Origin of the sequence: Leptolyngbya sp. FACHB-1624 (genome assembly GCF_047649235.1) — a bacterium.
Lineage (GTDB): Bacteria > Cyanobacteriota > Cyanobacteriia > Leptolyngbyales > Leptolyngbyaceae > Leptolyngbya > Leptolyngbya boryana.
Window position 1 is genome coordinate 5,399,812 of the sequence record NZ_CP180258.1, and the last position, 26,009, is coordinate 5,425,820.

Consider the following 26,009-nt stretch of genomic DNA (forward strand, 5'->3'; position numbering starts at 1 on the left):
GACAACTGGATCAAATTCAAGAAACACGATCGTACAAAAGGAGTTGCCTGCAAACACATTGAATCAATTACATCGCAATTTTTATTTGGAGAGCCTTTACTATGCCGCATCACAGGAACAAACCGATTGCAATGCTTCTCATCATGAGCGTTTGTACAGCAATCTCGGTATTTGGAGGGATAAAAGGTAGGAGTGCCGAAACTCGTGAACAATCTTTGAATAGTCAACAAATCATCGGACGCTGGGAGGGGATTGACAGCACAGGAATATTGGGAAGAGCTGGCGAAGCGACTCCGGTGACGCTTCGCTTCACACCTAAGGGGAAGGCAATCATTCTCACTGCTCCTTCAGAGGGCTTGCAAGGATTCACATTTGATTACAGCTTGAATCCACAACCGAAACCAATATTCCTAGACCTAGACTTTAAGCCAATGGGGGCGAATACGATTGTGCCGACGATCGCACAATTTACAACGCCGCAAAATATGAAAATTCAACTCTCTGGTACTCGTCTAAACGGCGATCGTCCAAAAGAGTTTTTAGATGAGTTGAATTTGAGCAGAGTTTCAGACCATATGGTTGCTGCGTTTCAAGGTGAAGGAGCCGTTGCCACTCAATTGATCCAAGCAGAACAATCCAAAGAGGGTGAAGGAAAGTTTGTCATGACTACTTTAGTTCGGTCTGCCTCAATCTATCGACTTGAAACAGGTCAGTTTCCAATAACGTTGACCCAACTTGGGTTAGGTCATACTGCTACACAGAACTATCGCTTTGAGATGACTGTGAAAAATGACCGATTAACTCTCATTGCTCGTCCGAAAAAAGCAGGCTTGAGAAGTTACATTGGAATTACAATTACTCAACCTTTTCGGGAAGACAAGACAACACAAACCCTTGCGATTGCAAATCTTTGCCAATCGTTTCGCCCTTCTACGATCGCACCTGTGACGCCTGTCATTCATCATATTAACAGAGCCTTTCCGGCGATTGAATGCGGTTCTGGCTCGGAAGCTGTGCGGTTTTGAGTTCTCTGCGATTTGATTAAAGATTAGAAGATCATTGATGTCAGACTTAAATTTACACACTAAAAGTGATAACGATGTTAGCTTTCTCAAAATCAGCCATCCATTTTCCACTTGCCCTACTTTTGCTGTTTAGATTTAGTCAGCCTGCTCAAGGCACTCTCGCAGTTCAGGTTAATCCTGATCTCTCCTCACAGGCTCTATCTGAATCATTAGCAGCGCTTGGAACTCAAGTCGCTGCAAGTCCAAATCCTCAACCTGCTGAAGCACTATTTGAGAGAGCACTTCAGATCGCAGAAACGATACAACCGCTTACAGAGCGGAGTCAAGCTTTGCTCACCATTGCTCGTAAGCTTCGCGAAGCCAACCAAACTTCAAGATCCCAGCAGTTGATTGAACGTGTGATTCAACTTGCACTTGCTCACGCTTCAGAGCGAGCCACAGATGAATATGGCAAAGAGCGACAACAGGAAGATTTAGCCATCATCAGCGCTCAACTTGCAGAAGCCGGGCAGGTTGAGCGTGCCCTCCAGTTTGTCAGAACTAAGATTTCTTTAAAACTGCGGAAAGGGCAAGCGCTCAATAAAATTGCAGTCGCGATCGCGCATCAAGGCAAAACTCAACAAGCTAGAGAACTATTGAGTGAAGCTGTGCGATCAGTAAAAGGCGACACAGAAGACTATGCCTATGAATCGAATGGCAGTTGTGGAAATGAGAAGTTTGCAGTTTTCTCAGACATTGCCAAAAGCTTGAGCTTAGTCTCAGAATTAGATCAAGCATTACAAGTTGCTGAAACGATATGGGGCTGTAACTCAGCATCAGGAGATTCAGCCCAGTATTATCAAGCTTGGGCTTACTTGGGGATTCTGAGCAACCTGAGAACGGTTGGGCAACTTCAACAAACTTGGAATAGTGCTAAACGAATGCCCCAAGCACCGAATGTTTCAGGCGATCCAGTCGAGCGATTAATGACTTGGCATGAGCTTGCCGAGAAACTGATTGATTTAGGAGAAATCCCACTCGCTTTATCGATCACAACTGAACTCTCGACACTCTCCAGGATCAAAGATGACACTCGAATGTCCATCTATCCACAATTGTTAGTCGAAATGGGGCAGGAGAACTTGCAAAAAATTGCCCTTAAACTGGCTAAAAATCGACAATTTGAAGCAGCTTTGCAAGTGACACAGTTACTCGCAGGTGCTCCTGCTCGGCAAGATATTGCTCGTAAAGAAATTGCGGCTCAATTAGCTCACACGAGACAACTCGACAAAGCTCTGCAAGTCGCAAGCTCTGTTTCGGATGCCACCATGAAAACGAGAACGAAACTCGCGATCGTTGAGCGTTTGCAAAAAATCGGACTCACGGCTCAAGCAGATGCCTTGTTTGAGAAATTGATTCCCGCGTTGACTCCTGAATCTGCACCTGAGTTAGTCGCAATTGGACAACGCGATCGTGCCCTCAATTTGATTGCTAAACTAGACGAACAATCAGATGCACAGACACAAATTTTAGTTGAGACTGCAATGCAATTTGTGGAACTGAAACAAGTTGAGCCAGCTCTACAACTCTCTCTTAAACTGAAAGAGGATAGAAATCGACATCCTCTTCTGTTAGCGATCGCTGCGCAACAGGTCAAACTTGGACAACTTGATCGATCGCTAGAAGTAGCATTATTCCTAAAAAAAAGCAGCCTTTGGGATTTGCCTCCTCAGCGAGATCGTCTTTTGACTAGCATTGCTTATGGGTTTGCTCGGTCAGGACAGTCGGTGAAAGCACGTCAAGCCGCAGAAGAGATTTCTGAGGATCTCGCGAGAGTTGCTGTCATCTCAGAGCTTGCAATTCAAAAGCAGCAGGCACAAAAAAATTAAACATCAGTTCGGTGAGTTCTCTCGCTTCGTTGCTCACCTGCCCCGGAATCAATTTAGGGCAGGACGCAAACGAGAGCAAGTATCTTCCAACTACACTTCACCTCTCTACTGAGAAAAAATTCCGAAAATCCGAAATTGCTGCTGTAGTTGTATCTAATTTCAGGGTGATTTACATACCACTTAGCACTGAATCAACCCTCATCAAGCTTCTGAATTCAATGATGAAACCCGTCGCAAAACTCTCTTCTGTTTCAAAACTTCTCGGTCTGATCAGTTTTGGCACACTTCTGATGACTTCCCTGCCTGCAATGGCGCGTCCTGGAATCGTTACGACACATGCTAATGTTCGATCGGGTGCATCTCTCAATGCTCCAGTGCGAGAACTTCTTGCACCCAATGGCACAGTTGAAGTCCTCAACATTGTCCAAGGTAAGGATGGCTGGAAATGGTACTATGTCCGCTCAGAAATCGAAGGAACTGAAGAAGGTTGGGTGCGGAGTGATTTGATTCGCTTCACACCAAGTAACTGGAGATATGCAGTGCTACGGGGCGATCGAGAAAACCGGATCAATGTTCGATCGGCTCCTAGCATTTCATCAAGCATTGCACACTATGGTATTGGCGGAGATGTGATCGAAATCGATGACAGAAGCATGACTAGAGAAGGCAATTACTTCTGGTACCGCGTAACTTTCCCCAATCAAGTCTCTGGATGGGTTCGAGGTGACTTGTTCATCAGAATCGAGTAACCCTCAGCATCCTTCGTAACTTTGACATTGTTCTTGAACCTTTATGAAACGGCTCAATCTATCCCGCATTCAGCAACTTTTCCACTCATTTCGCCTGCATCCTGCTGTCATTGCTTGTTTAACAACAGGAATGATCTTAACGGGTAGTTTTGCGATCGCTCAACCCGTCGCGACAGGTTGGCTGTTTAACGGACAAACCACACCCAATCAGATTACGCTCAATGGTGTGAAGTACACAGGAGAATGTGCTGCAGGGCCATTCTTCCCAGACCTTACAGGCACCTTTATCTCTGCAAAGACTCCGCCTGCCCCTCATACTCGCGTCTTGATCAAAAATGTGACTTCAGGCGTTTCGACTAACCCCCATCCCTACACTAATCGTGAATACGACGAACGTCGCCCGACTTCTGAAGTTGCCAAAATGACCTTCTCAAATCGACATCAGATGCGGAAATTTGGAGTACTCGAAGGCAGTAATACCTTTGAGTACACAATTCAGCAACGGGACAAAGTTCTAGAAACGGGAACTTTTACTTCCGACATTACAACGAATGTACGCACAGAAGAACGGACGGCAACCTGGGTTCGAGACAAAGTGTGCGCCAATCGATCCGTCTCACTCGATGTCTGTGCTGATATTCGCGATCGTCGTGCTCGACAATGCCAAGATGGGCGAATTTTGCAATCTGAATTGACTCCTGATGACCCTGAAATTGTCAGCCGCGTTTACAACGACACTGGAGAAACGCTCAACTTCCGATTTGAGCATCGAGAATATCGACTCGCTCCAGGAGAATATGCAGTCATTAGAACCTATGAATCCGATTCCTCTCAATCGCTTTACTTTAATACGACCTGCAAGGACTGTTCTCGTTTCAGTTCATCTAGCAGCTTTACTCCTGGCAAACGCTATCGTTTTACTTCAACGAAGAATGGCGAAACTCGAACTATTCGTTTAGAGGATTACTCGCGTTCAAATGACTACCACCAGAGAAGATGGCGATAATGCTCAACGTTCAGCGATCGACAGAGCGGCAATCTATCGATCGCGCATTCAGGATGACGATGGAGTTCTTGCAGATTGCATAACCTCGCTCGTGGTTAATCCTAAACCTATATGAGACGTTGAGTGATCAGTCATGACGCATCCCATTCAAAGCACAATTGCGATCGCCGTAGGCATCGTCATTGGGTTAGCTCATCAAATTCCGATTCACGCGAAGGAGTGCATTCTACCCAGGTATGAGGTCGTTACCGAGAATCTGGTCAATGATCACAATCAGCAAGTTGTGGAACTGCTGACGCGAAAAGAATATGAGGCGGCCGCATTGACAGCCCAATTTGCGATCGCAACGGGTGAATCTGTTCTCGGGATCACTCATCCCTCGATCGTCACAAGCTATCATCATTTGTCACAAGCTTATCGCGGCTCGAAACAATACGATAAAGCAGAAGCAACGCTCTTAAAACTGATTCAAGCAACTGAGTCAAAGTTCAGCCAGGAGAGTCGAAACTTAATTCCGGCACTGCATGATCTAGGAGATCTCTACTTTGAGCAAGGACAATACGATAAAGCAGAAACTGTCTATCTGCGTGCGTTGAGTCTACTCGAAAAGACATCTGCAAAAACCTATCTGAGTGAGATTGCCCCTTTGGAAAAACTCATTGCAATCTACACGGCTCAAGGTCATTCGAGTAAAGCACAACAATTTACTCAACGGCTCAACACCCTCCGCCAGCAATTTTATCCTTCAAAGTGATCAGTCGAATTCCCCACTCCCCCACTCCCCTATCATAGAAAAAACTTGTAGCTAACTAAATTGGAGCTTTTCTCATGCAAAATCAACACTTGCAATCAATCTCGAAATTCTTTACGTTAAGTACTCTTGCAATGACGATCGCTTGTACTGGAAGCATTCCTTTGATTCTGAGTAGTCCAAGCAGTGTCCATGCTGAAACTCGCCAGCAATCAGTGGATAGCGTCACAGATTGGTTGTTTGGGAATTTGAATCCTGGGCTAAATCGCCGCCGATTGCAGCATTATGAGCATGGCTATATTCGAGAATGGAATGCGATCCGCCGTGTGATTGACCAAGGTGGCTTGCGCTACTCCAAAGTCGGTCCAAATGGAGGCGCATGTGGTGAGCCAGATTGGACGTTTCCTAATAAAGATGAGGCACTAAAAGAGCGGCTTGCAGATGCCGTCTTTCACAGTCGCTACCCTGGAAGAAGAGGCGCACCGATTCGCCCAAATGAACGTGCTGCAATGCGAGAATGGATCAAGATCAAAAATTCCATGTCTGTTGCCTATTGCTAAAAGCACATGACTTTCTAAGGTTTATTCCAATGCGTCACTTCAGTTTTGTTTTGCTTCTGAGTTGTTTTGCGATCGTAGGGTGTAACGCTCAAATTGATGCCAAAGTCACTCCGACCCAAGCAGCAACTCAACCTAATCTTCAACTCGATGCCAAAGTCACTCCAACTCAAGCAGCGACTCAACCCGATGTTCAAATCAATGCCCAAGTGAAAGAGTCTACCAAATCTGAAGCACCTCAGATTGTAGAAGAGATTGTAGAAGGGCGATATTGGATCGGCGGAACTGATCAGGCACTAGAAGTCCAAGGCGATGCCTCCGGCACAGGTAGACCTGCTCGCTTCCGTTATGAAACTGAGGGAGGTGTGCAAGAATGGCGATCGCTTTCCTCACTTCAAGCTATCAAACCTGGTGTTGTCTATGATGGCAACGATTATTGGTGCTTATCAACAATGCAGCCGAAAACAGGGATAGCGATCTGTTCTAAAGAAGGTTGGGTCACTCAACAAGAACCTTCACAATCCGAACCTTCACAATCCGAACCTTCACAATCCGAACCTGACCAAAAATAGTAGTTATCACTCCCGTTAAATCTTGGAATGTACAACGTTGCCTCGATCAGATTTATCACCTCTAAATTTTCGGTTGATCGTTGATTGCGCTTTCCCGCCCGTGATTGAAAATCACGGTCTAACCGTGCGAAGTCCCTAAAGGGACTAACAGAATACAGCGATTCAGTCCCTAAAGGGACTTCACACAGTTAGCACAGGGTTTTAAACCCTGTGCGGGAGCACGTGATCAACAAATCAACCCGAAGGCAAATTTATAATGACTAAGAGCGTTACGATCGGTTTCCTGAGCTTATATCTCGTGACTTCAATCGGCATTCCAGCAAGCGCAGAACAACCTGCCTGCAAGGATGTTGACAGCATCAACTCGATCGCGCTACCGACTCATCCTATCGATCGTGAAAGAACTTGGGCAACTCGGCAGGCTGAGATCGCGATCGAATTTCTCCGTGCAAATCGTCCTGATCGCAGCAGTGAACTGAATCGGCAGATTCAATCCCGATTAAAGCTTTCACCCGCTGATAAAGCTGTACTTGAAACGATTCAGAACTTAGAAGCTGGCAAAAATGCGAATTCCCTACTTCCGTTCATCACAAATCCTTCACTCTATGCGAATTCATTCTCTCTCCAGCTTCAGCGACTTCCGTTGCACGCTCGAAAAGAATGGATTCTTGCAGCAGTAGAGCAATGGTCAGACCGTGATCCAGCTTTTCAAATTCAAACAATCAACTGGATACTAGACCTTGCGGATAGCTATCAACAAGCTAACAATCAAACTGAAACATTAAATCTTCTCAAAAAAGCGCGATCGCACTTAGACAAAGCACCTGCAAGAGCTTGGATCAATGTTGCTACCGCTTACCGCAAAGCAGGTCAACCTGAAATTGCTCGATCGCTGCTAGCCTCCGTGCCCGATCGCATCACAGCCTCATCTCAAGCGCAAATCGCTCGGGGTACTAGAGATTGGTTAGATCTGGGTCATCAGCTTGCACGATCAGGACAAGCTCAGCAAGGTCTTGTTTACATTGCTCAAGCTGAACAGCTTTTTCAGAAGCACAAAAGTCGGCTAACCTCGCAAGAGTTCACTCGCTCTCTGGCTCTAGCTTATGCCGCAGCAGGACAATCATCCAAAGGATTGCAACTCGTTGGAACCCTCAGGAAATATGACGCATCGCTTGGATATTTTGAATTAGCAAAACAAGCGGCTGAACTGGGTGATGAAAAGTTTGCCCAACAATCTCTCAGCTTAATTCGAGAAGCCTGGAACGTTCGGGATAGCGTCAGCCAAGTCGCAGAGATTTTTGCAAAGGCTAGAAAATTTGAAGCTGCTCGACACATTGCCAATTCAGCAACTTATGGACTTGATAAATTACAAGCACTTGCCGCGATCGCGCATATTGCCTCTCAAGCTAATCAATCGGCTGTGAGCCAGCAAATCATTCAGGAAATCAGTCAAATTCGTTCTTCTGATTTGCCTGATAACAATATTATTCAAGTCATTGATGCGCTGATTGAAGTCGGCGATCGCACACTTGCTCAAGCACTGCTCAAATCACTGAATTCAAATCAAAATCGATTCAACCTTGCTAGTAAATACATCAAAATTGAGGATTTTGCGACTGCAAGACGCTTGCTCAATGCAGAATACGAAGTTCAGAAGAATCAATATAATCTTACTCGCCTAAACATCAATCCGTTTCCAACACCAGTTCCACGATCTGTCCCCCGTTCCCCGCTCGAAGAATTCTTTTCTGCTGCTCAATATATTCCTGTAACAAAAGATCCACCTCTCCGTACAAAACAGACGCGGAAAGCTCCACTCAAGATTTCTCCGATTTCGCCTTCTCAAGCTAACAGGCAATCCGATCGAATTGCTGTACTAGCAGCATTTGCCAATTCCTACGCTTCTGCACGTGATTTCACGACAGCCTATACTTTGATGGCTGAGATTCCAGATACCAATTGCACTCACAAGATTAGGGCTTGGAATCACTTGATCACAGAAGCAATGAAAGCGGGACGCTTGGCGCTAGCATTCGATGCCTTGCAAAACAGCGATCGCTTATCAAAACGAGCAAATCTGAAAAATTCTGAGTTTGTTCGATCTAACCTGGTTGCGATCGCAAAACTGTATTCTCAAGCAAATCAGCCTCAAGAAGCTCTTCTGCTCCTAGAATCAGCACTTTTACTTTTGCAGGACACTCTATGAAAAACATTCAAATCATCGATCGAGCAATCAACTGCGCTTATGATATCTACAGTGCAACCGATGAGGAATTTCTCAAGATTTTCCCAAATCCAGGGCAAGATATTCAATTTAACGAAGACATTGAAGACGATGAAGAAGTGCGGCAAATTTTAGCTCGACTGTGGAAGAGGCGTGTAAAAAAGTCGGAAGTTCACGGCATTCATGGCACGCTCTTTTATCAACTCTCTGAAAAGAAGCCATTCTACCCAAACAAAAAAGATCACGATCTGACAATCAATCATAGTAGACCTCAAGACTAAAGCTGAAGCGTTCAATGAGTAGAAAGCTAAAGCACTCTAGCTGTTGAATACTCTTACGTTTGAGTATGAAATCTATTTAAAGAGCATTCAAACATTGATTACGCTTCAGAATGTCCACACCGAGAAAACGGTCAACAACACTGATCAATATCAGATTCTACGACCTTTTGATTCCAGGGACGCGAACAATCTTTTGCTTTGAAAGCGTCTCCCCCTTTGTGCTTCATATCATCTGTGCCCCAATGAATCTTTTTATCGAGCTTTTGCAGCAATGGAATGTGTTTAGAACAGTGAATGTAAGCTTCTTCTACTTCAACTAAGATCCAACGTTCAGGGCTACGACCGCCACAAATTTTGCTTTCTTCAATAACCTCCGAAGATACATTCGGAAGATGAGCTAGCTCGTCGTTCTCAACAACACAAGCTTTTCCATTGACATGTAAGCCAACTGTATGTTGGAAAAAATCAATGAAAATCATGCCGATATGGGGATTTTCTAGAATGTTGCCGACGCTCGCCATGACTCCATTTCCTCGGTATTCTGGATATACGAGGGTTTTCTCATCTAGCACTTTAACAAAGCCAGGATGACCTGCTCTAAGCGAGCAATCACATTCTCCTTGTGCATCAGATGTCGCGATGAATAGCAGTTCTTGCTGCCCAATAAACTCACACATTAATGGATTGAGATAGGTTAGCATTTGCTTGTTGTAAAATGCTAAGGCTCGTCGAGTTGTGTCATATTTTGCTTGGGCTAAGTGTTCACCTTTAGAACCGGGTAACTTGTTCTCTGTTGTTTTCGTCATGGTTATTGTGAGTTGAGAAGCGTGTGCCTGATCAATCCTTGCTGAAGACATTAGTTTGTAGCGTTTGTGGTTTTGAGCATATGCAACTGAACAGGCTCTTGCATAACCTCTCAGACTTAAAACCGTAGATTATTACGCACGATTGAAGAACCTGTAAAAGTGCTATGAAAAACGATCGCAAAAATCTCTAAAGATAAACTCAAGGTAAAAAGCTGAGAACTTGCTCCTCAAAGGATTGCGTAACATCAAATTGAATCAATCCAGCTTCAAAAGTAGAACAAAAAATCTAAAGTTTGAGCATTTCAAGCGGTTCAATCAGCGCTTGATTTAACCTTGAGTATCCCTGTTGATTCAGGTGCAATTCATCCATTCGATAGTCTGAGCGTAGCTTGCCTTGTGAGTCAGCGAGAATTGAAAACGCATCAAAAATCATCACTCGATCGCTAGCTAGTGCTGCTAGCTCACGATTCATCTCTTGCACAGCTTGACCAATTTCATCTGACCAAAAAGGCTGACGCTGAAGGGGCACATCTCCGACTGGAAAAATCGTAGTCAGAATCACGATCGCGCCCAAAGCTTTCGATTCTTGAACAATTCGCTCAATATTCGATCGACAATTTGCGATGATCTCAGCTTTTCGTTCTGGAAATAATGCGATCGTCTTGAGATCATTAATTCCAACCTGAACAATGATGACTCTAGGCTGTAAGGGTCGGACATGCTGTTGAAATCGTTGAATGGCTTGCACTGAGGTTTGTGAGCTAATTCCACGATCGATGAATTCATACTGACTCATCTCTGGAAATGTCCAATTCTCAGCCCTAGAGTCTCCAAAAAAGACGACGCGCGGTCGATTCTGACTGGGACTAGGAGAAGTAGAATAAGTGCTCAATCCAACCGGATCAAGTCGCGTTTCATTCAGTTCGAGATAGTACTTTTTTGCCTGACTAAATAGGATAACGTTCAGCGCGATCGAAGCTCCCAAAACTGCGATCGCGCCCATTAACACAGTGAATCGCATCCTAGCGACTCTCTGGAACTTTTAAGGATGGAACTTGAGAAGGCTGAACCCTGCGAACGGGATTAGCGCGTTGCTTGAAATGACTGGGAAGCGTAATTTTTGCGCGCTGCGGCAACGTTCGCTCAATTGCCTCTGCTTTTCGGATTTGGTTGAGCGATCGATAGCGTTCAGCAATTTTATATAGCTTCTCCTCGCGCCAGTAAGGAGTCGGAACTAACGGAGGTAAGATAAATTGACCACTCGTTCGAGGTTTTGGATTATATGCATCTCGAACTGCGATCGCGGCATTATCTAGCATTTGAATTGCAGTTCGGTTATCTCCGATCGACTGATACTGAGTCGCAAGTTTGATCAAAGTCTCTGCTCGGTAGGTATCCGAATCAAATTGTTTCAAGCCTTTCTGAACGTTTTCGAGTAACTTCAAACCATGTGCTTTACGTCCGCTTCGGATATTTAGACCTGCTAGCGAAACTTGGTAGTTGATCAGATCACTTTGATAGTTTAAGTTCGGATCACGCAGTACTGCAATCAAAGCTTCTATCTGATCGAGTGCTTTCGCTTTCTGAGGATTTGACACATTCAAGTTTGAAGCATTCAGTTGTTCAAAGGCGTTTACTAAAACTTCTATACGGATTGAGCAATCTTCTATATCGTTTGCAATTGTCCAAGCTTTGACAACCTCACGGCGGTTTTCAGATAACCATTTTGTTGCCATATTTTTTAGGGTGAGCGATCGTAGATATTCCCCTTCGATCATGCCTGCAACTGCTTTCGCTTGCGCTGGCTCAAATAGTACTGCATTCGCAACATCTGTCCAAATTGTCCATTTCTCAGTTACAGGAAACAACGTCATGACTTGCGGAATGGTTTGAATCTGATGGGTTGCAGCAAGCGTATCCACAACTGGAATCACAGCATCACTGAGATATTCGGAAGTCTGAGGCAATTTTTTGAGAAGTGCGATCGCATCATTCAATTGATTGCGACCCGTTAGTTCAGCCGCGATCGCGCCGATTCCCCGCGCTCGTTGTCGAGACTGTGGCGGAAACTGCTCAATCACAAACCGAGATGCACGAGCCGTTTCATTGGCTCGAACCAGTCCAACAAAGAGCGATCGCGCTGTCTCATCTTGCACCCAACTCGATCCTTTCTGAAACTCTTGCAGCGCCTGCTCCCATTGTCTCGCTGCAATTAATGTCTTAAGCTTTCTAGCCTGAGCCACTTGCTCAGATCTAACGTAAACAGCTGTTGGTGGTAGCCTCAAAGGCATAGGCGCGAGCAGCCGATGAGAATCGGTTGTGCAACTTGTCCGAATCATCGGAAGCTGAATTTCTGCTGAGTATGCAGGACGAATACTAGAAGGAACAAACCAAATCGCTGTCAATACGAACAACCAAGATTGAGAAACTATTAAACGCATCGTAAAGTCAACTCTTGAATTACTGAATCATGTCTGTGCTATCGTTCGCTCTTACCTCTGGGCTGAGAGGTTTCCCGCGTAATCTGAGCCACGCATTCGGCTAGATCCTTACGCATTGGAGCGGCACTGTGCCATTCACCGCTCAAAAGTTTACGGCTCTCCAGATGAACGGCAAAGTCCTGGGTGTCTTCGATCGATCCGAGCAGTGCTTCGCTCGATGGAACCTTGAAGAAAATCATGCCCATCTTGGGAGCCAGCGGGAAATGTGATGCCAAGACCTCGACAGTTTGCGTCTCCCCGGATTGCACGAGACTGACCCGCATCCGCTTCGCTTTTTTCTCAGGCGGCATAGACCTGGCAAAGAACATCATCGCTGTGCCGGATTGCTCTCCTTTCCAGTCCATCAAAACAACCCCACCGTTCAGCGTCCAAAATGTTGCCGCACAAGCAAGTGTACTCTGCCCCGCAGGAGAGCGACCCACCGTCCACACTCCTTCAGCAAGCTCATCAAAAGTTTTACCAGCAGCCTCACCATTGCGCTTAACGATCAATTCTCTCTGGTCTCTGAGTGATGACTGGCGCAGGTGTTCAAAGAAATCAGCCCACTTTTGAGGATCATAGGTAGAAAGCCCGGGCAGCCTGACACCATTGTTAATCATGGGGGGTGGATTATTAGCTGGTTGTGCTTGTCCGCTGCCTACACCGCCATCCATCGGAGCACAGCCGACCCAACCCGCACTACCGCCCCCGATCGGGTAAAAACCCGGTGGGCAGTTTCCCTCGGCACGAACTTGTGAAGGGACAAGTGAGGCGACAGAGATAGCCGCCAGCATGAAAAAGAAATTCAATGGCTTCAATGACATTTCAATCATACTTTATTGCTGTAATTGTTAGGTTTGCCAGGTTCATCAGGATGCAGATGAGTTCGGCAGTGCGACGATCTCGATATCGCCACTTTCGGACGTGCATGTACAGCTTCTGCTTAGGACATTGCTGCACTTTGTGAAAGACTCCGAGATGCACATTGCTGTTATACCTGGTCTGTCGGATAAAAGTCACGAGATTTGCGATGCAGAGGCAGAAAGTTTATTTTTGCCTCTGCATCGGTTTAGGTTTCACAGCTTTGCAGGTTATGCAGTTCTGATGCATTGAGAGTTTGTGAGCCATTCCAGACTAACTCGAATCGATAAGTTTGTTCGACGCGCCAAATTCTGAGCAGTAGGGCATTAGTCCGGTTGGAAAACGATCGGAGGTAAGCTCAGAGAGTCGATAGTCATGCGATCGCCAGGATCAACACTCTTGAGCGTTAATGTAAATTGTTCATTCCAATCTCCGATGATCTGAGCAATCAGATACGCCGATCGCGCTTTTGCTTCTTCCTCGACCAACACCGTTTCGCCTGCTTGAATCACCAGTTGTGTCCCAGTTGGCAAAGTGGGAGACTGAATTGATTCTAAGATTGCCAGTAAAGACCATTCTGCCTCTTCTACTGCCCAAGTCGTGATGTAAAGTCGGAATGTATGCTGGTTGAGTTTAATCGATCGATAACCCGATTGTGCTGTTGACGGAATTTGAAGTCCAGACCGCTCGATCTCAGTAAACACAGAACTTAAGTCTGCGCTAAAAGCATTTGCTGAAGCTCTCATTCCGGCAGGCGCTAGCTCCAACGAAAACAGTGTCCAAGACAATTCATCAATTTGAGTCTGAACCCATTGAGCCGCATTGACAAGCGGTTGAATTAGCCATTGAGCAGAAATTGCTAAACTTGACGATGGTAACGGAATCGCACTCAATTCCAAACTGGCTAAGTACCAAAACAATTGCTCAAAATTTGTTTCAAGCTGAGAAACCGGAATGAGACAAGTTGCATCAGAAGTAGAACTTAGATTCAGTCGATCTCCTCTTAAAAACCCATAAAATTCAATTTGATTCGCTTCCTCATTCACACTAGCAGCAATATAGAAGTGAGCTGGATTTTGCATTAAACTCATCGGAAACTCAATTTCGTTGTCTACGACAAATAAAGCAAGGTGAAATTGATCGGCATAAATCGAATTGATCGCAGCGGGTATGCCAAATTCTGAAGGCTCAAGTAATCTTGCCTGAGTTCGATCGAACTGAATCGGAATCGATCGCTCACTAAAATATTGCGCCAGACCTTCTAGAGCGAGTAAAGCAAGATGAGATTGCCAGCGAGTGAGAGAATTCGGGAGCGTCTGGCTAAATGCGATCGCTCGATTAATTCGGTCTGATGTGAGGTCAAGTGGGGTAGAAGCAGCGTTTAACGGAATCATGATCATGCTCCGGAATGATTAAGCAAGGCACAAAGTTGTTCAGCAAACAGATTATTGCTTTGATAGGCTTTTGGCGTTTTGGATTGTTGAGCATCCTTTTCTAGCAGAGCATCGACTTGATCGCGCAATGCGAGATCGATCGCTTCTGCAAACTGAGTCAGTCGCTCTGGATCGATGAAGGTTTGCGCCGTCTCTCGGATATCCTGTTTCAGCCCTTTGAGCATATGCAACCCGACATCAGCACGCAGCGTTTTTAATTTTAAAAGTCGTGCAACGTTGTCTTGACGCTTGAGATCAAGCTGATCAGCAATCTGGGTCATGGTTACGCGCTGACAATAGAGCAGTTTCAATGCTGTCAAGAATTGATCAACTTTTTGACCTTTTAAACGACTGGTGTAATCGTGAATCACAATTTCTAAAGACGCATTCAAACATTTTAAGAATTGAGCGCGATAGTAATTTAAAAATTCTTCTGCGGGATCAGCCTCCGAATGACTCGGATGTTCTGCCTTCGCTTGAATTGCTTTATCCTCGATCGATTCAGTCTGGTACCGATTGAGACGATGTTGCCGAAGACAATGCGCGATCGCAAGTAACTGATTCAGAATTTGATTGGGAGAAACGATCTTCGGCTGCAAATACTCTACCATTCGCTGCAATTGCTCAGAAGTTGGCTCTTTACATCTGCCTTGACTCCCTGCAGCAATGCGATCGTTCAAATACACCGCATGATAGCTTTCAAGATACAGAATGGCAGTTTGAATCGTTTCTGCTGACCAGTAAAATCGTTCTTTTAAGATGCGCTGCAATTGTTTTGAGGTTGTACTGTTGAGAATTGCCCAATCGCTTTTTAAGAATAAACCCTGTTGCTTAAAAAATTGATTCAGTTCTGGATGTTGTCGAACCAATCGAGTTGCCCAAGTATTCAATGTTGCGATCGCTGGATTGTAGCTTGCTAGAATTTTTTTGGACAATGGGCTGTATTCAGTCGAGAGTGAACCATCATCATCTAGCACATAGCTCAGCAGATCGAATTGATGAAATTGATAGTACTCACCAAACTGGCGTGCGATAGAGCTACATTCTTCCAGTGTGCAATGTGAGATAAAGCAGCGAAGACAAAGTTCTGCTTCTGTGAAGCCCTGTTGATAGGCGTAAACCAACTGCTGCTGTAAGTGTTGCGATTCGGAAATGTGCGAATAGTTCTGAGTAATATAGCGGTGTGCGATCGCGCTTTTCTCTGTTCGGTAACCGCCTGCCGGGTTGATGCAGATTAGTGTCCAGTATTTGACGAGATCATCCATACTCACCTCAATTCCTAGCAATCAGAGAAATCAAATTATACTTCCCGGAGGAAGTTATGCATATTGCAAGGATTCTCGACAACTTTTCGGAATTCCGTAATTCAAGTGAGAAGAAAGGAAAATAAAATCTTGATACTAACCTGTCTAGCCGATTAAGGAATATCTGACGATGTGCCGTTTTCTGACATGCTTGAGTCGAATCAATCCACTCACCACCGCACTCTTCTTAACGTTGAGTAGAGAAAGACTATGAAACGTCGTCATTTTCTTCAAGCAGCAGGTGCGCTATATCTTGCTCAGGCAAGCCGATATGGTCAAGTTTTGGCACAATCAAGTTCTCGCAAACTCGCGTTCTTAGTTGGAATTAATAGCTATTTGGAAACGAGTAATTCCTTCGGAGTTAGGCAGGATAATCATCGCGGACTTTCCCCCCTAACAGGTTGCGAAACCGATGTCCAACTTCAACGCGAACTGCTGATCCATCGATTCGGCTTCAAGCCTTCAGATATCAAAATTTTAATCAACCAAGATGCAACCCGCAGCAATATTCTCCAAACCTTTGAAGCGCACCTTATCCAGCAAGCAAGACCTGGCGATATTGTTGTCTTTCATTTCTCAGGGCACGGTTCTCGACTCTTTGATTCGGATGCGATCACTTCAGATCAAGCAAATAGCGCTTTCGTCCCTGCTAGAGCCGATTATCGCAATGCCGATCAGAGCGTCGATGACATCATGGGTAAGACATTGTTCTTACTCATGTCAGCCCTAAAAACAGAGAATGTTACCGCAGTACTGGATTGCTGCTACTCAGGTGGCGGAACTCGTGGCAGTGAGAGAGTTCGAGCCGATGCAAGTCATGCTTTCTATCAACCGAGTGCTGATGAAATTGCTTATCAGAAAAACTGGATGAAAAAATTAGGCATTTCATCACAGGAATTGCGCGATCGTAGAAAAGCAGGAACAGCAAAAGGCATTGTCTTAGCGGCTGCAACTGCAAATCAAATTGCTAAAGAAAGCGATGTAGCAGATGTTTCTTCCGGCTTATTTACTTACTGTCTGACTCAATATCTTTGGGAAACGACGAGCAGTTTAACCGATGCAGAGGCAATGATTACACGATCTCTACTCACTGCTACAGGCTTTCAAGAGCCTGTTTTCGATTCCAAGCCAGAAGTGAAAACACAGCCCATCTACTTCACTTCTCCTGTAAACCAAGCGGCTCAAGCAGTTGTTCGATCGATTCAACGCAATCAAGCAACCCTCTGGCTTGGAGGGTTAGATAAAAAAACGCTCGAAGCATTTGGTAGTGAGTCTCAGTTTTCAACTTTAGAAGGAACAGCAACGGCTACGATTACTCAGCGAACAGGCTTAATCGCAACTGCAACGCTGACCGGAAATCTTGTTCCGGGTGCATTACTCAAAGAAACGTCAAGAGTGATCTCGAAGACGACAAAACTCCGAATTGGTTTAGATTCATCGCTAGGCAATCAGGCTCCTCAAGGTCAAGGTTCCCGAATTGAATTTATTCCTGCTCGCCCTGATGGTTCCTATCCTCAATCGGTACATTACATTCTCAGTCGAGTCACTGCTCAAACGACCTCTGCACCTCGCAATAGTATTGCGCTGTTTTCACCAAGCTTAGAACTTCTCCCTGATTCTTTCGAGCAACCTGGAGAATCGCTTTCAAAGGCGATTGTCCGTCTTACCCCAAAATTCCAGGGACTCTTCGCCGCACATCTGATTCGCCAAACCCTTAACCCTAACAGTTCTAAATTGAAGCTCGAAGTTTCACTTTATCCTCAAAGTCAACCAGGGCAGATTATTGCAAAAGCAAGTACTTACAGAAATTTGCCAACACCAAGTCAGCCAATTCCTGCGAGAACACCTTGCCAACTTCAAATTACGAACCGCGATCGTGTACCGCTCTATTTACTCATTGCCCTGATCAGTCCAAATGGTCGCTTCTCGATCATTTTCCCCAATGACTACATTCGTGAAAGCTTAAGTGGTGAAGTTTCTGCCCAAGCGAATCGACTGATTCCTGACCCAAGCGAATCTTTCCGAATCGCACCTCCGGCTGCTGGACGGGGTGAAGCTTTGATTGTTGCAAGTCGTAATCCATTGACGAGAACCTATCAGCAAATGAGAACGCTAGCAGAAGAATCGAATCGTACTCCAGTTACGATTGCAGATCAGCGAGGAATTGATGCCATTGACAATCTTCTTTCGGATCTCGATCGACAGCCAGAAAGCTCTTTCTACAAAGTGAGTAGTGATGATGTTGCAGTTCTTTCTCTCTCATTTGAGATCATTTGAGACAGCAAAACGAAGAGACTGCAAGGGCGCTTCAGTGATGGGTACAAAACGTTTCTTTGAGCATAGTGCATATTTTCAAAACTTCAGCGCCCAATTCTCACCCATCTTCGGGATCATGAATCCGAAATTCATGCAATTCTACCGTTTTTTTCCCGTGCAGTGTCCGTGTTTGACGATTTAGTTCGATTGACCGGATGGACATTGGATCATTTTTTTCAAAACCGCCAGCGAACTTACTTTCTGATACGGGTTGAACCCGCCGAATCTTCTAGCTGTGTGAGTAGATCATTGATTGCGGTCTGACGATCGCGGGCAGACAACTTTGATTGTTCAATCTCTTGAACGACATCAGACCATAATCCGAAGGATGCGAGCACCTCAATTCTTCGCTGCAATCGTTCTACAGGCTTGAGATTTTTGTTGAGGCGATTGAGCGCTGCGGCGACTTTCTGGCGTTGTGCGGTTGGCATTACTTCAATGTCCCACCCGATGATCACCTCATCTTTCTTCAGGTCAGCATTCCACTTTGAGAATCGCAAGACATAAGTTTTACCAGGCTCCAGTTTAGCTATGATCGGTGTTGTCCGACTTGGCTGGATTCGTTGGCTCCAAATGGGAGAGCCTGAACCTGCCGGAAGAATTTCAGCGCGATCGGGAATTAGCTTTCCATTAGGCTGCGATCGCCACACTAAAATCGGTTGCAATGTCCATAGTTGTTGTGACAAACTGCCAGGAGTCAGCACTTGCCAACCCAAAAGACCTTCACGACCGCCGCCTCTTTTGCGAGGAAGCGGAGAACGGGAGACAATTCGCTGAAAGAATTCTTGCCAATTTGAGCGCTGTTGTGCATGAACAGGAGCATCCGCTAGCACAACAACCGGAGATGCGACCAGAAAGCTCATCAGAACTAGAGTTTGTTTAATCATTTGACTGAGGTTTGAGATTGAGTTGAGCTAGAAATGCAAGATAGGTCAGCGTGGGTAGTAGAAATGGGATCAGAACTTGGGAAGAAATGTAGAACTGTAAGCTAACTAAGCCATAGAGAATTGGGACAATGAAAAACCATTTACAGTTGAGTTTTTTCTGAGTGATTAAAATGATTGTGCTTTTACCAGCGATCGCAGCAATGATGATAATCCAAAGATCAGGAATTGGAAGAATCATACGGTGAGCTACTAAACTATGAATCAAATAAGCATGAATTGTTCCTCCTGACATCTTTCTAGTTGCGTTCGGTTGCCAAAATTTGAAGGCAAGTGGAGTACTAAAATAATCTTCCCCAGGCAGAACTCCTGCATCGAGTTGTCCACCAGGAACGACCAAGACAATTTCATTGTTCGGATTATCTCGATTCTGTAAGTATTGCCAGCTTGGAACTGCATCATAAACTTGATTGGGCGGAATTGAGAAATCGACTAAAGGGTGAAGCCAGGTTTGCCCAAATAAAGCAGAGAGTTGAGTGATTGGATGAAAATAGAGGCGTTCATTCTGCCGCTTGAGTGCTTTTGGATTACACGATCGCACGACTTGATAAGCGAAAGGGAGCATCTCAGTTTGGGCTGAAGTGTCACCAATCAATCGTGCATAAAAGGCTGGATCGCCTAGCAAGTCCATATCTCCACTGCTACCAAATCTCGTGAACTCTGGTAAAGCTGTCACCCAAGCTTGATAGGATTGAACATCTTGAGTGGCTGAGAAAACGATTTGCTTACCGGATTTAGTCGCTGATTGAAGAGATTTTGCGAAGATGCGATCGCTACTCGGTTGATGCCGAAACAATAGATAGTTAATGCCAATGACAGAACTCTCTGATTGAGAAATGCGATCGATGACTTTCGCAAGATATCGGCGATCGAGATTCTGCTCAATTAATTTGATGCCATCTTTTTGTAGGGATTCTTCATTGATTTGAATGAGCAAAGTCGAAGGGGCGGTTGCCTGAATTCCTTGGCGAGTAATCTGGCGATACAAGGCTTGTGCGAGTTGACGTTGATCAATCAGGGCACTTTGGATCGGGAGCCAACTACTTAGAATTGCGAATAAGCTGAGTACGATCGCTTCTCGGCACTTCGGTTTCCATCGTCTAAGCTGTGTCTTCCAACTCGGTGTGAAGAGCCGAAAAGGTTGAGCTTGAGGATGAGAAAATAAAGATGGAATGAGATAGGCTGAAGGATAAGTTAAATTCTTCTCTAGTTTGAGGAACTGACACGCTGAGATCGTTGCCTCTTGAGCATCCTGACGACTCGATAGATATCTTAAAAAGTGAATCAGAAAGTCTTTTGCAACATCATCACGAATTGGCTCACGCATCACAACAACTTGATTCAACCCTAGCTTGATCAGCAATTCTGCAATGCTCAAACCGTTACAGGAGTTGAAAATCGCAAATTGCAATCCGCGTTCTTGAGCCGTTTTTAGCTGCGGTGCAATTTCACTCATGAGAATTGAAGTGTTTGGAGCAATACCGAGTTCTCCGCCCGTGAGCGCGGTTTCGTTGCTATGTCCTGCAAAAAAGAGAATGTCCCAACCTTCGGGATCAGCGATCGCAGTCTTAATCTGTTGCAATAACTCAGGTGTTCGGATCGCTGGTTGCCACCCAACTAAGCTAATCTCAGTGCGATGATCTAGCTGCTGTAAGGCAGCACGTTCAGCTTCAAAGTTCAAGCCAGTTTCATCGCCAAGAATGACTAAGATCCGATTTCTAGTTCGACGAACGGGTTTCGCTTGTTCAGCACAGAGAGCAACTGAAGTTCGGATCACATGAATCGGTTGACCAGAGCCGAATTCTGAGCCAATCTGCCAAGATTCCCAAGGAAGTTTAACAATCTCTGGAGAATCGCAACGCAGATAGAGGGTTGAAGTTTTAGAACGAGTAATTTGTCGTCGAATTTCTAGTAGTTCTGCGCTATTTACCCAGTAGTGAAATTCTGCTAAAAACGTGGCTTCTGCTTGAACCAGGCGAGTGCGCCAATCAATCTCAGGTTCTTCTAAGTTCAGCACGAGACCGGGACGGGCACGTAAGGTTGAGCGATAAAACTGGAGGTAAGTGTTTTTCCAGGTTTGATAGAGCGTCGTCAGGGTTTCTGGATAGATGAGTTTCGCGCTGAGCGTGTGCGCCTCATTCCAGACTAGCTCGAATAAACAAGTTTGCTCAACACGCCAGATTTTCAATAACATCGCAACAGACCTGAGTAAGGTTGAAACACAGTTGAAACACAACGGGCGGCAGGCTTAGAGAATCTAATAGAATGCCACTTTCAGGATCAAAGCTTTTGAGTGTTAACGTAAATGTCTCGCTCCAAGCTCCAATGACTTGAGTAATGAGATAAGTCGATTGTGCTTTGGCTTCTTCCTCAATTAAATTAGTCCCATCTGATTGAATCATAAGACGTGTGCTTGCGGTCAAGGTCGGTTTTTGGATCGATTCTAGAATGGCGGGCAAAGACCATTCTAGTTCTGAAGTTTCCTCCATTGCATGATTGAGAAAAGCACAAAGCGATTCAGCGAATCAATGATCTCTTTGGTAGGCTTTTGGGGGTTTGGACTGTTGAGCGTCTTTTTCTAATCGAGCATCGACCTGATTGCGTCGGTTTGATTCATTACTCGGTCGTTCCATGCCCTTCTCGCTCAAACTCGAATCGCAACTTTCCCGGTTACTTGTCGCTGTTCGAGACGGCGAATCGCGGTAGGAAGTTCGCTTAATGGATAACACTGATCAATCAGAGGCATGAGCTTTCCAGCTTCCATCCATGCCTTCAGAGTGAGTAGATCGGTTTGATTTGGCTTGACCGCAAAACCTTTTACTTTTCGACGGCTGATGCTGGAAATGATAGATCCAAACAATAGCACTTGGAACAGTCGAACTGTTGAGCCACCGACCATTACATAAGTCCCTTGAGGAACTAATGTTGGTAAATAGTCGAAAACAGAGCGGAAACCCGCAGCATCTAGCATCAAGTCATATTGCTGTCTCGCTTGAGTAATGTCGATTTGCGTATAGTCAATGACGTGATCAGCCCCAAGCGATCGCACTTTTTCTAGTTTCTGCGAATTGCAAACCGCCGTCACTTCAGCCCCCAGAATTTTTGCAATCTGAACCGCAAACGATCCAACCCCACCAGACGCACCATTAATTAACACTCGCTGCCCTAGCTGAAGCTGTCCCACATCCCGCAATCCTTGCAAAGCGGTTAACGCAGCTCCGGGCACAGTCGCAGCCTCTTCAAAGCTTGCCGTGATCGGCTTATGCACTAATGCCGTTTCAGGACAACAGACATACTCAGCAAATGCCCCAAATCCACACTCCGACAAATCCCCAAACACTTCATCTCCCGGATTGAACTGAGTAACTGCTTTGCCTACGGCTTCTACGCGTCCTGCAACATCAAAACCGAGAATCTTGAGCTTGGGCTTGAGTAGCGATCCATAGATAAAACGAACTAGAAAAGGACTACCCCGCATCAGATGCCAATCGCCCGAATTGACGGATGTCGCATGAACTCTAACGAGTACACTCTGATCCGTCATCGTCGGTGAATCGACCTCCTGTAAGCTCAGGGTATCGGATGAACCATATTGGGTCTGAACGATCGCTTTCATAAATTGACCTCAGTGATAGATTACGCAACATCTGATCAACGACAAGTGCCTGCAGTCGATCGTACAAAATTTCCCCGGCTCAAATAGTGAACGATTTGCATTTGCTGGGGCTGTCCACGAGTAGGACGCAAACTGGCGTAGAGTCCATGTGTAGAACTGCTAACAGAATAAAGCCGAAACCCATTGTTAGATTGACCGCGAAACACACCTGTAAAGGGGAACTTAGAATAGTCCGCATCTGGAGCAATGTCCTCCAGATTATTGACTCGGACGCGATTCAAGAGAGTTTGGAGGTTTCCTGCGCGATCACGACGCTGCACCGTCATATTGATCGAGGTTCCGATCGGATTTTGAGGGCGATCAGACGTGGGATTTGGCACGATGCCATTGAGTCGATAGATTAAACTACTGCCTTGATCGAGCAGAATCGTGGCTTCGCAAGTCATGGGTTTGGGTAAGACTTGAGCCGTTGCAGGCAAAACTGCACCTGCTCCCAATCCAGCTAAAAGTACAGGCGCGAATACTTTAAATACCATAGGATAACTCAACCTTGATTAGGGTAATGATCGTAGGGCAGAGAACTTTGTTAGGTTTACGTTTATAGCTGATGAGGATATGCATACAGACCATCGGACACTCGAATAATTCACGTCAGTGAAGCGAATACGATACGGCTTATTGACATTTAGTTTCATTTGTGAAATTCTGTTTTTAAGTTGATGAAAATTCTTCTCATTTATTAAGGAGGGAAGAGGAGCCGATCTGCAAGAATCGTGCTTCTCCACACTGCGTTATTCAATTTCCTCAGATGCTTGTCTTACAGTCGTTTACTGAACTTAATTACTCCATGAAATTCAATCTAATCGGGTTGAACGGGCTGCTTCTGAGTGCGCTTCTTGCTGCCCCTGTACTTGCTCTAGATGAGAATCAAAATCAGGAAGCTCTTGAGAAGGGAAAAAATCCGACGCAGCTATCAGAGTTCGATCGCCCAATTACCGAAGCGCAGCAACTTTCTCAAAGCTCGATCGAGCTTGAAGCTAATTCTTCAGAAGTCCCTGAAGAAGAGATTACAGTGACAGGAACCCGAACCCCTCGTTCTGTAAGGCTCTCTCCGTCAACGGTGAATGTGATTACGAATCAGGAAATTGATCAAAACTTAGTTCAAGACTTGCGAGATTTGTTTCGCTATGAGCCAAATGTTGGAGTCGGAAGCAATCGGCGCTATGGGATTCAGGATATTACGATTCGGGGGCTAGGTGGCAATCGGGTTCTGATTCAGACTGATGGGATTCGCGCTCCGAGTCAGTTTACTTTTGGGACAACTTCAGTCGGGCGGGACTATGTTGAGCTTGAAACTTTGCAAAGAGCAGAAGTGATTCGGGGAGCGGCTTCGGCGCTGTATGGCAGTGATGCATTGGGTGGAGTCGTGACGTTTAGAACGATCGAGCCTTCAGATCTGCTGAATCAGTTTGGTAAGCGGGATTCGCTGTCTGTTTTATCAACGAGCTTTGATAGTGCCGATCGCGGTTTTGTCTTTAATGGTTTGACTGCGAATCGGATCGGAAACTTAGAGCTTTTGCTCGGGTATACTCGTCGCGATAGTCAAGAAGCAAGAGTTCCAGGAAATAACGACTTTGTAGACGATCGAGGAGTGGGGCGAAATAACTATCTGGGTAAGCTAGTTTATCGTTTGAGTGAGACGAGTAGCCTTGACTTTACTGTAGAGCGATTTCTGAACTTTGATGACTTTAATGTCAGTCCGTTGACGGTTCGAGATTTGATCAGCCCAACCGGATTTCGGGGGCAGGATGAGACAATCGCTTATACGACATCGCGATCGCGCTTCAGCTTAGCTTACAACTTTGATGATCCGAACAGTCGTAGCTTTTTGAGTGGAGCAAAGCTCCAGCTTTACTATCAGAATGTGAAAATTGAAGAGGAGCGTGTTCAGGACTTTGTACGCACAGGCGCGGGAGTCGATCGACGACGATTGCGGAACTTAGAGAATTTATTTGTCGATCGAGTGTTGGGTGGCGGTGTGCAGCTTCAGAGCCAGTTCAATCTTGGCACTGTTGCAAATCGGTTAACCTATGGGATTGATGTTTCAACGACTCGAAATGAGCGGACTCGTGACGGGATTGAGCAGCGATTTAATGCAGTTGGAACTGCGATCGCAACGACGAATGTGATTGGTGCGGATAACTTTCCGGTTAAGGATTTTCCCGATTCCGATACTTTTCGATTTGGAGCTTATCTTCAGAACGAAATTGAATTTGGTAAGGCTTTTACCCTGATTCCGGGTGTAAGATTTGATGCTTATCGATTAGAGACTCGCCCAGATGCGCTCTATGCCCGGAATCCGGGTGCTGTCTCTGCGGATCTCTCCTCGTCTTCGGTTTCGCCAAGCTTAGGATTTGTTTGGCAGACCACTCCTCAACTTGCGATCGTGGGTCGATACGCGCGAGGATTTCGTGCTCCGCTCTACAGTGAGATTAATGCTGGATTCACGAATCTCACTAGCCCAACATTTCGCTATAAAACGCTCTCAAATCCTGATCTAGAACCAGAGACAAGTAATGGGTTTGAACTCGGCTTGCGGGGTGGATTTTCGCAGTTTAACTTTAGTTTGACAGGCTTCTACAACCGCTATGACAATTTCATTGAGCGATTAGCAAATGTGGGGCAAAGTTTGACGATCGTACCGGGATTACCTGTTGCTCTGTTTCAGTCTCGCAATATAGCAAAAGCTAGAATCTACGGGGTTGAACTCAGTGGACAGTATCGCTTCAGCCCGAAACCTCACGGATTAAGCTTACTCGCGAGTTTAGGATGGACTGTGGGAGATAATTTAACCACGGATCAACCCTTAGACAGTGTAGAGCCTTTCAAAGCGGTTGTTGGATTGCGCTATCGTGCGCCAGAGGATCGATGGGGAGCAGAGTTGATTGGGAGCTTTGTCGCAAAGCCAAGACTCAGTGATAGTCGTCCTGCTAGCTCATTTACACCTTCTGCTTATACGGTAGTCGATTTGACGGGGTTCTACAATATCACGCCGTTAATTAGCTTTAATGTTGGAGTGTTCAATCTATTCAATGCAGAATATTTTGAATATCAGGATGTGAGAACCTTAATCAATGCTGCTGCACCGAGAGATCTCGATCGATTCGCTCAACCCGGTACAAGTGTTCGTGCAGGCTTTACTTATCGGTTTTAACC

22 protein-coding genes are annotated in these 26,009 nt (G+C 45.4%); 11 read left to right on the plus strand and 11 right to left on the minus strand.

Annotated features, from left to right (window positions below; genetic code table 11):
* Positions 1-101 precede the first annotated feature (101 nt).
* The 9 genes from ACMUEV_RS25770 (at position 102) to ACMUEV_RS25810 (ending at position 9,033) form a co-directional block, all read left to right on the plus strand.
* Positions 102-1,025, plus strand: coding sequence for a type IV pilin-like G/H family protein (locus tag ACMUEV_RS25770; RefSeq protein ID WP_190652381.1), 924 nt, complete (start codon positions 102-104; stop codon positions 1,023-1,025).
* Between the two features lie 74 nt (positions 1,026-1,099).
* Positions 1,100-2,893, plus strand: coding sequence for a hypothetical protein (locus ACMUEV_RS25775; protein WP_190652382.1), 1,794 nt, complete (start codon positions 1,100-1,102; stop codon positions 2,891-2,893).
* A 218-nt stretch (positions 2,894-3,111) separates the two neighbouring features.
* Complete coding sequence (locus ACMUEV_RS25780) at positions 3,112-3,642, plus strand: SH3 domain-containing protein (RefSeq protein WP_348251547.1); 531 nt, start codon at positions 3,112-3,114, stop codon at positions 3,640-3,642.
* 43 nt (positions 3,643-3,685) lie between these two features.
* The gene (locus ACMUEV_RS25785) at positions 3,686-4,648 is read left to right on the plus strand and encodes a hypothetical protein (RefSeq protein ID WP_190652383.1); all 963 of its coding nucleotides are present in this window, start codon (positions 3,686-3,688) and stop codon (positions 4,646-4,648) included.
* Between the two features lie 133 nt (positions 4,649-4,781).
* The gene (locus ACMUEV_RS25790; RefSeq protein WP_190652385.1) at positions 4,782-5,402 is read left to right on the plus strand and encodes a tetratricopeptide repeat protein; all 621 of its coding nucleotides are present in this window, start codon (positions 4,782-4,784) and stop codon (positions 5,400-5,402) included.
* Between the two features lie 74 nt (positions 5,403-5,476).
* Positions 5,477-5,959 carry a hypothetical protein gene (locus tag ACMUEV_RS25795; protein WP_190652386.1) on the plus strand — a complete coding sequence of 161 codons (483 nt, stop codon included), beginning with the start codon at positions 5,477-5,479 and terminating at the stop codon, positions 5,957-5,959.
* Between the two features lie 29 nt (positions 5,960-5,988).
* Positions 5,989-6,528, plus strand: a complete 540-nt coding sequence (locus ACMUEV_RS25800) for a hypothetical protein (protein ID WP_190652387.1) — start codon at positions 5,989-5,991, stop codon at positions 6,526-6,528.
* A 256-nt stretch (positions 6,529-6,784) separates the two neighbouring features.
* The gene (locus ACMUEV_RS25805) at positions 6,785-8,734 is read left to right on the plus strand and encodes a hypothetical protein (RefSeq protein ID WP_190652388.1); all 1,950 of its coding nucleotides are present in this window, start codon (positions 6,785-6,787) and stop codon (positions 8,732-8,734) included.
* Positions 8,731-9,033, plus strand: a complete 303-nt coding sequence (locus tag ACMUEV_RS25810; RefSeq protein WP_190652389.1) for a hypothetical protein — start codon at positions 8,731-8,733, stop codon at positions 9,031-9,033. The genes ACMUEV_RS25805 and ACMUEV_RS25810 overlap by 4 nt, the downstream gene beginning before the upstream one ends.
* 131 nt (positions 9,034-9,164) lie before the next feature.
* Here ACMUEV_RS25810 and ACMUEV_RS25815 read toward each other — a convergent pair whose 3' ends face one another.
* The 6 genes from ACMUEV_RS25815 to ACMUEV_RS25840 form a co-directional block, all read right to left on the minus strand.
* The gene (locus ACMUEV_RS25815; RefSeq protein ID WP_190652390.1) at positions 9,165-9,839 is read right to left on the minus strand and encodes a pyridoxamine 5'-phosphate oxidase family protein; all 675 of its coding nucleotides are present in this window, start codon (positions 9,837-9,839) and stop codon (positions 9,165-9,167) included.
* Positions 9,840-10,125: 286 nt separating this feature from the next.
* Positions 10,126-10,860, minus strand: coding sequence for an SGNH/GDSL hydrolase family protein (locus ACMUEV_RS25820; protein WP_190652391.1), 735 nt, complete (start codon positions 10,858-10,860; stop codon positions 10,126-10,128).
* A gap of 1 nt (position 10,861) precedes the next feature.
* The gene (locus tag ACMUEV_RS25825) at positions 10,862-12,280 is read right to left on the minus strand and encodes a hypothetical protein (RefSeq protein ID WP_190652392.1); all 1,419 of its coding nucleotides are present in this window, start codon (positions 12,278-12,280) and stop codon (positions 10,862-10,864) included.
* A 38-nt stretch (positions 12,281-12,318) separates the two neighbouring features.
* Entirely contained in the window at positions 12,319-13,143 is an 825-nt protein-coding gene (locus ACMUEV_RS25830; protein WP_190652444.1) for a hypothetical protein, read from the minus strand.
* A 363-nt stretch (positions 13,144-13,506) separates the two neighbouring features.
* Positions 13,507-14,574 carry a DUF1822 family protein gene (locus tag ACMUEV_RS25835; protein ID WP_242044625.1) on the minus strand — a complete coding sequence of 356 codons (1,068 nt, stop codon included), beginning with the start codon at positions 14,572-14,574 and terminating at the stop codon, positions 13,507-13,509.
* Between the two features lie 2 nt (positions 14,575-14,576).
* Positions 14,577-15,878, minus strand: coding sequence for a hypothetical protein (locus tag ACMUEV_RS25840; RefSeq protein ID WP_190652394.1), 1,302 nt, complete (start codon positions 15,876-15,878; stop codon positions 14,577-14,579).
* Between the two features lie 249 nt (positions 15,879-16,127).
* Between ACMUEV_RS25840 and ACMUEV_RS25845 the strand changes: the two genes are divergently transcribed.
* Positions 16,128-18,194 carry a caspase family protein gene (locus ACMUEV_RS25845; RefSeq protein ID WP_190652395.1) on the plus strand — a complete coding sequence of 689 codons (2,067 nt, stop codon included), beginning with the start codon at positions 16,128-16,130 and terminating at the stop codon, positions 18,192-18,194.
* A 233-nt stretch (positions 18,195-18,427) separates the two neighbouring features.
* Here the strand turns inward: ACMUEV_RS25845 and ACMUEV_RS25850 are convergent, their stop codons facing one another.
* The 5 genes from ACMUEV_RS25850 to ACMUEV_RS25870 all read right to left on the minus strand — a co-directional run bounded on the left by ACMUEV_RS25850 (position 18,428) and on the right by ACMUEV_RS25870 (position 23,329).
* Complete coding sequence (locus ACMUEV_RS25850; protein ID WP_190652396.1) at positions 18,428-19,120, minus strand: hypothetical protein; 693 nt, start codon at positions 19,118-19,120, stop codon at positions 18,428-18,430.
* The gene (locus tag ACMUEV_RS25855) at positions 19,113-21,371 is read right to left on the minus strand and encodes a CHASE2 domain-containing protein (protein ID WP_190652397.1); all 2,259 of its coding nucleotides are present in this window, start codon (positions 21,369-21,371) and stop codon (positions 19,113-19,115) included. Before ACMUEV_RS25855 ends, ACMUEV_RS25850 begins: the two co-directional genes overlap by 8 nt.
* Positions 21,346-21,579 carry a hypothetical protein gene (locus ACMUEV_RS25860; RefSeq protein ID WP_190652398.1) on the minus strand — a complete coding sequence of 78 codons (234 nt, stop codon included), beginning with the start codon at positions 21,577-21,579 and terminating at the stop codon, positions 21,346-21,348. The genes ACMUEV_RS25855 and ACMUEV_RS25860 overlap by 26 nt, the downstream gene beginning before the upstream one ends.
* 242 nt (positions 21,580-21,821) lie before the next feature.
* Entirely contained in the window at positions 21,822-22,793 is a 972-nt protein-coding gene (locus ACMUEV_RS25865; protein WP_017286207.1) for an NAD(P)-dependent alcohol dehydrogenase, read from the minus strand.
* 35 nt (positions 22,794-22,828) lie between these two features.
* Positions 22,829-23,329, minus strand: coding sequence for a hypothetical protein (locus ACMUEV_RS25870; RefSeq protein ID WP_190652399.1), 501 nt, complete (start codon positions 23,327-23,329; stop codon positions 22,829-22,831).
* 311 nt (positions 23,330-23,640) lie between these two features.
* Between ACMUEV_RS25870 and ACMUEV_RS25875 the strand changes: the two genes are divergently transcribed.
* Entirely contained in the window at positions 23,641-26,007 is a 2,367-nt protein-coding gene (locus ACMUEV_RS25875) for a TonB-dependent hemoglobin/transferrin/lactoferrin family receptor (protein ID WP_190652400.1), read from the plus strand.
* Positions 26,008-26,009 lie beyond the last annotated feature (2 nt).

Excerpts from the sequence above, each read along its gene's own strand:
- ACMUEV_RS25770 (WP_190652381.1), top strand. The coding sequence starts at position 102 with ATGCCGCATCACAGGAACAAACCGATTGCAATGCTTCTCATCATGAGC.
- ACMUEV_RS25775 (WP_190652382.1), top strand. The coding sequence starts at position 1,100 with ATGTTAGCTTTCTCAAAATCAGCCATCCATTTTCCACTTGCCCTACTT.
- ACMUEV_RS25780 (WP_348251547.1), top strand. The coding sequence starts at position 3,112 with ATGATGAAACCCGTCGCAAAACTCTCTTCTGTTTCAAAACTTCTCGGT.
- ACMUEV_RS25785 (WP_190652383.1), top strand. The coding sequence starts at position 3,686 with ATGAAACGGCTCAATCTATCCCGCATTCAGCAACTTTTCCACTCATTT.
- ACMUEV_RS25790 (WP_190652385.1), top strand. The coding sequence starts at position 4,782 with ATGACGCATCCCATTCAAAGCACAATTGCGATCGCCGTAGGCATCGTC.
- ACMUEV_RS25795 (WP_190652386.1), top strand. The coding sequence starts at position 5,477 with ATGCAAAATCAACACTTGCAATCAATCTCGAAATTCTTTACGTTAAGT.
- ACMUEV_RS25800 (WP_190652387.1), top strand. The coding sequence starts at position 5,989 with ATGCGTCACTTCAGTTTTGTTTTGCTTCTGAGTTGTTTTGCGATCGTA.
- ACMUEV_RS25805 (WP_190652388.1), top strand. The coding sequence starts at position 6,785 with ATGACTAAGAGCGTTACGATCGGTTTCCTGAGCTTATATCTCGTGACT.
- ACMUEV_RS25810 (WP_190652389.1), top strand. The coding sequence starts at position 8,731 with ATGAAAAACATTCAAATCATCGATCGAGCAATCAACTGCGCTTATGAT.
- ACMUEV_RS25815 (WP_190652390.1), bottom strand. The coding sequence starts at position 9,839 with ATGACGAAAACAACAGAGAACAAGTTACCCGGTTCTAAAGGTGAACAC.
- ACMUEV_RS25820 (WP_190652391.1), bottom strand. The coding sequence starts at position 10,860 with ATGCGATTCACTGTGTTAATGGGCGCGATCGCAGTTTTGGGAGCTTCG.
- ACMUEV_RS25825 (WP_190652392.1), bottom strand. The coding sequence starts at position 12,280 with ATGCGTTTAATAGTTTCTCAATCTTGGTTGTTCGTATTGACAGCGATT.
- ACMUEV_RS25830 (WP_190652444.1), bottom strand. The coding sequence starts at position 13,143 with ATGTCATTGAAGCCATTGAATTTCTTTTTCATGCTGGCGGCTATCTCT.
- ACMUEV_RS25835 (WP_242044625.1), bottom strand. The coding sequence starts at position 14,574 with ATGATTCCGTTAAACGCTGCTTCTACCCCACTTGACCTCACATCAGAC.
- ACMUEV_RS25840 (WP_190652394.1), bottom strand. The coding sequence starts at position 15,878 with ATGGATGATCTCGTCAAATACTGGACACTAATCTGCATCAACCCGGCA.
- ACMUEV_RS25845 (WP_190652395.1), top strand. The coding sequence starts at position 16,128 with ATGAAACGTCGTCATTTTCTTCAAGCAGCAGGTGCGCTATATCTTGCT.
- ACMUEV_RS25850 (WP_190652396.1), bottom strand. The coding sequence starts at position 19,120 with ATGATTAAACAAACTCTAGTTCTGATGAGCTTTCTGGTCGCATCTCCG.
- ACMUEV_RS25855 (WP_190652397.1), bottom strand. The coding sequence starts at position 21,371 with ATGTTATTGAAAATCTGGCGTGTTGAGCAAACTTGTTTATTCGAGCTA.
- ACMUEV_RS25860 (WP_190652398.1), bottom strand. The coding sequence starts at position 21,579 with ATGATTCAATCAGATGGGACTAATTTAATTGAGGAAGAAGCCAAAGCA.
- ACMUEV_RS25865 (WP_017286207.1), bottom strand. The coding sequence starts at position 22,793 with ATGAAAGCGATCGTTCAGACCCAATATGGTTCATCCGATACCCTGAGC.
- ACMUEV_RS25870 (WP_190652399.1), bottom strand. The coding sequence starts at position 23,329 with ATGGTATTTAAAGTATTCGCGCCTGTACTTTTAGCTGGATTGGGAGCA.
- ACMUEV_RS25875 (WP_190652400.1), top strand. The coding sequence starts at position 23,641 with ATGAAATTCAATCTAATCGGGTTGAACGGGCTGCTTCTGAGTGCGCTT.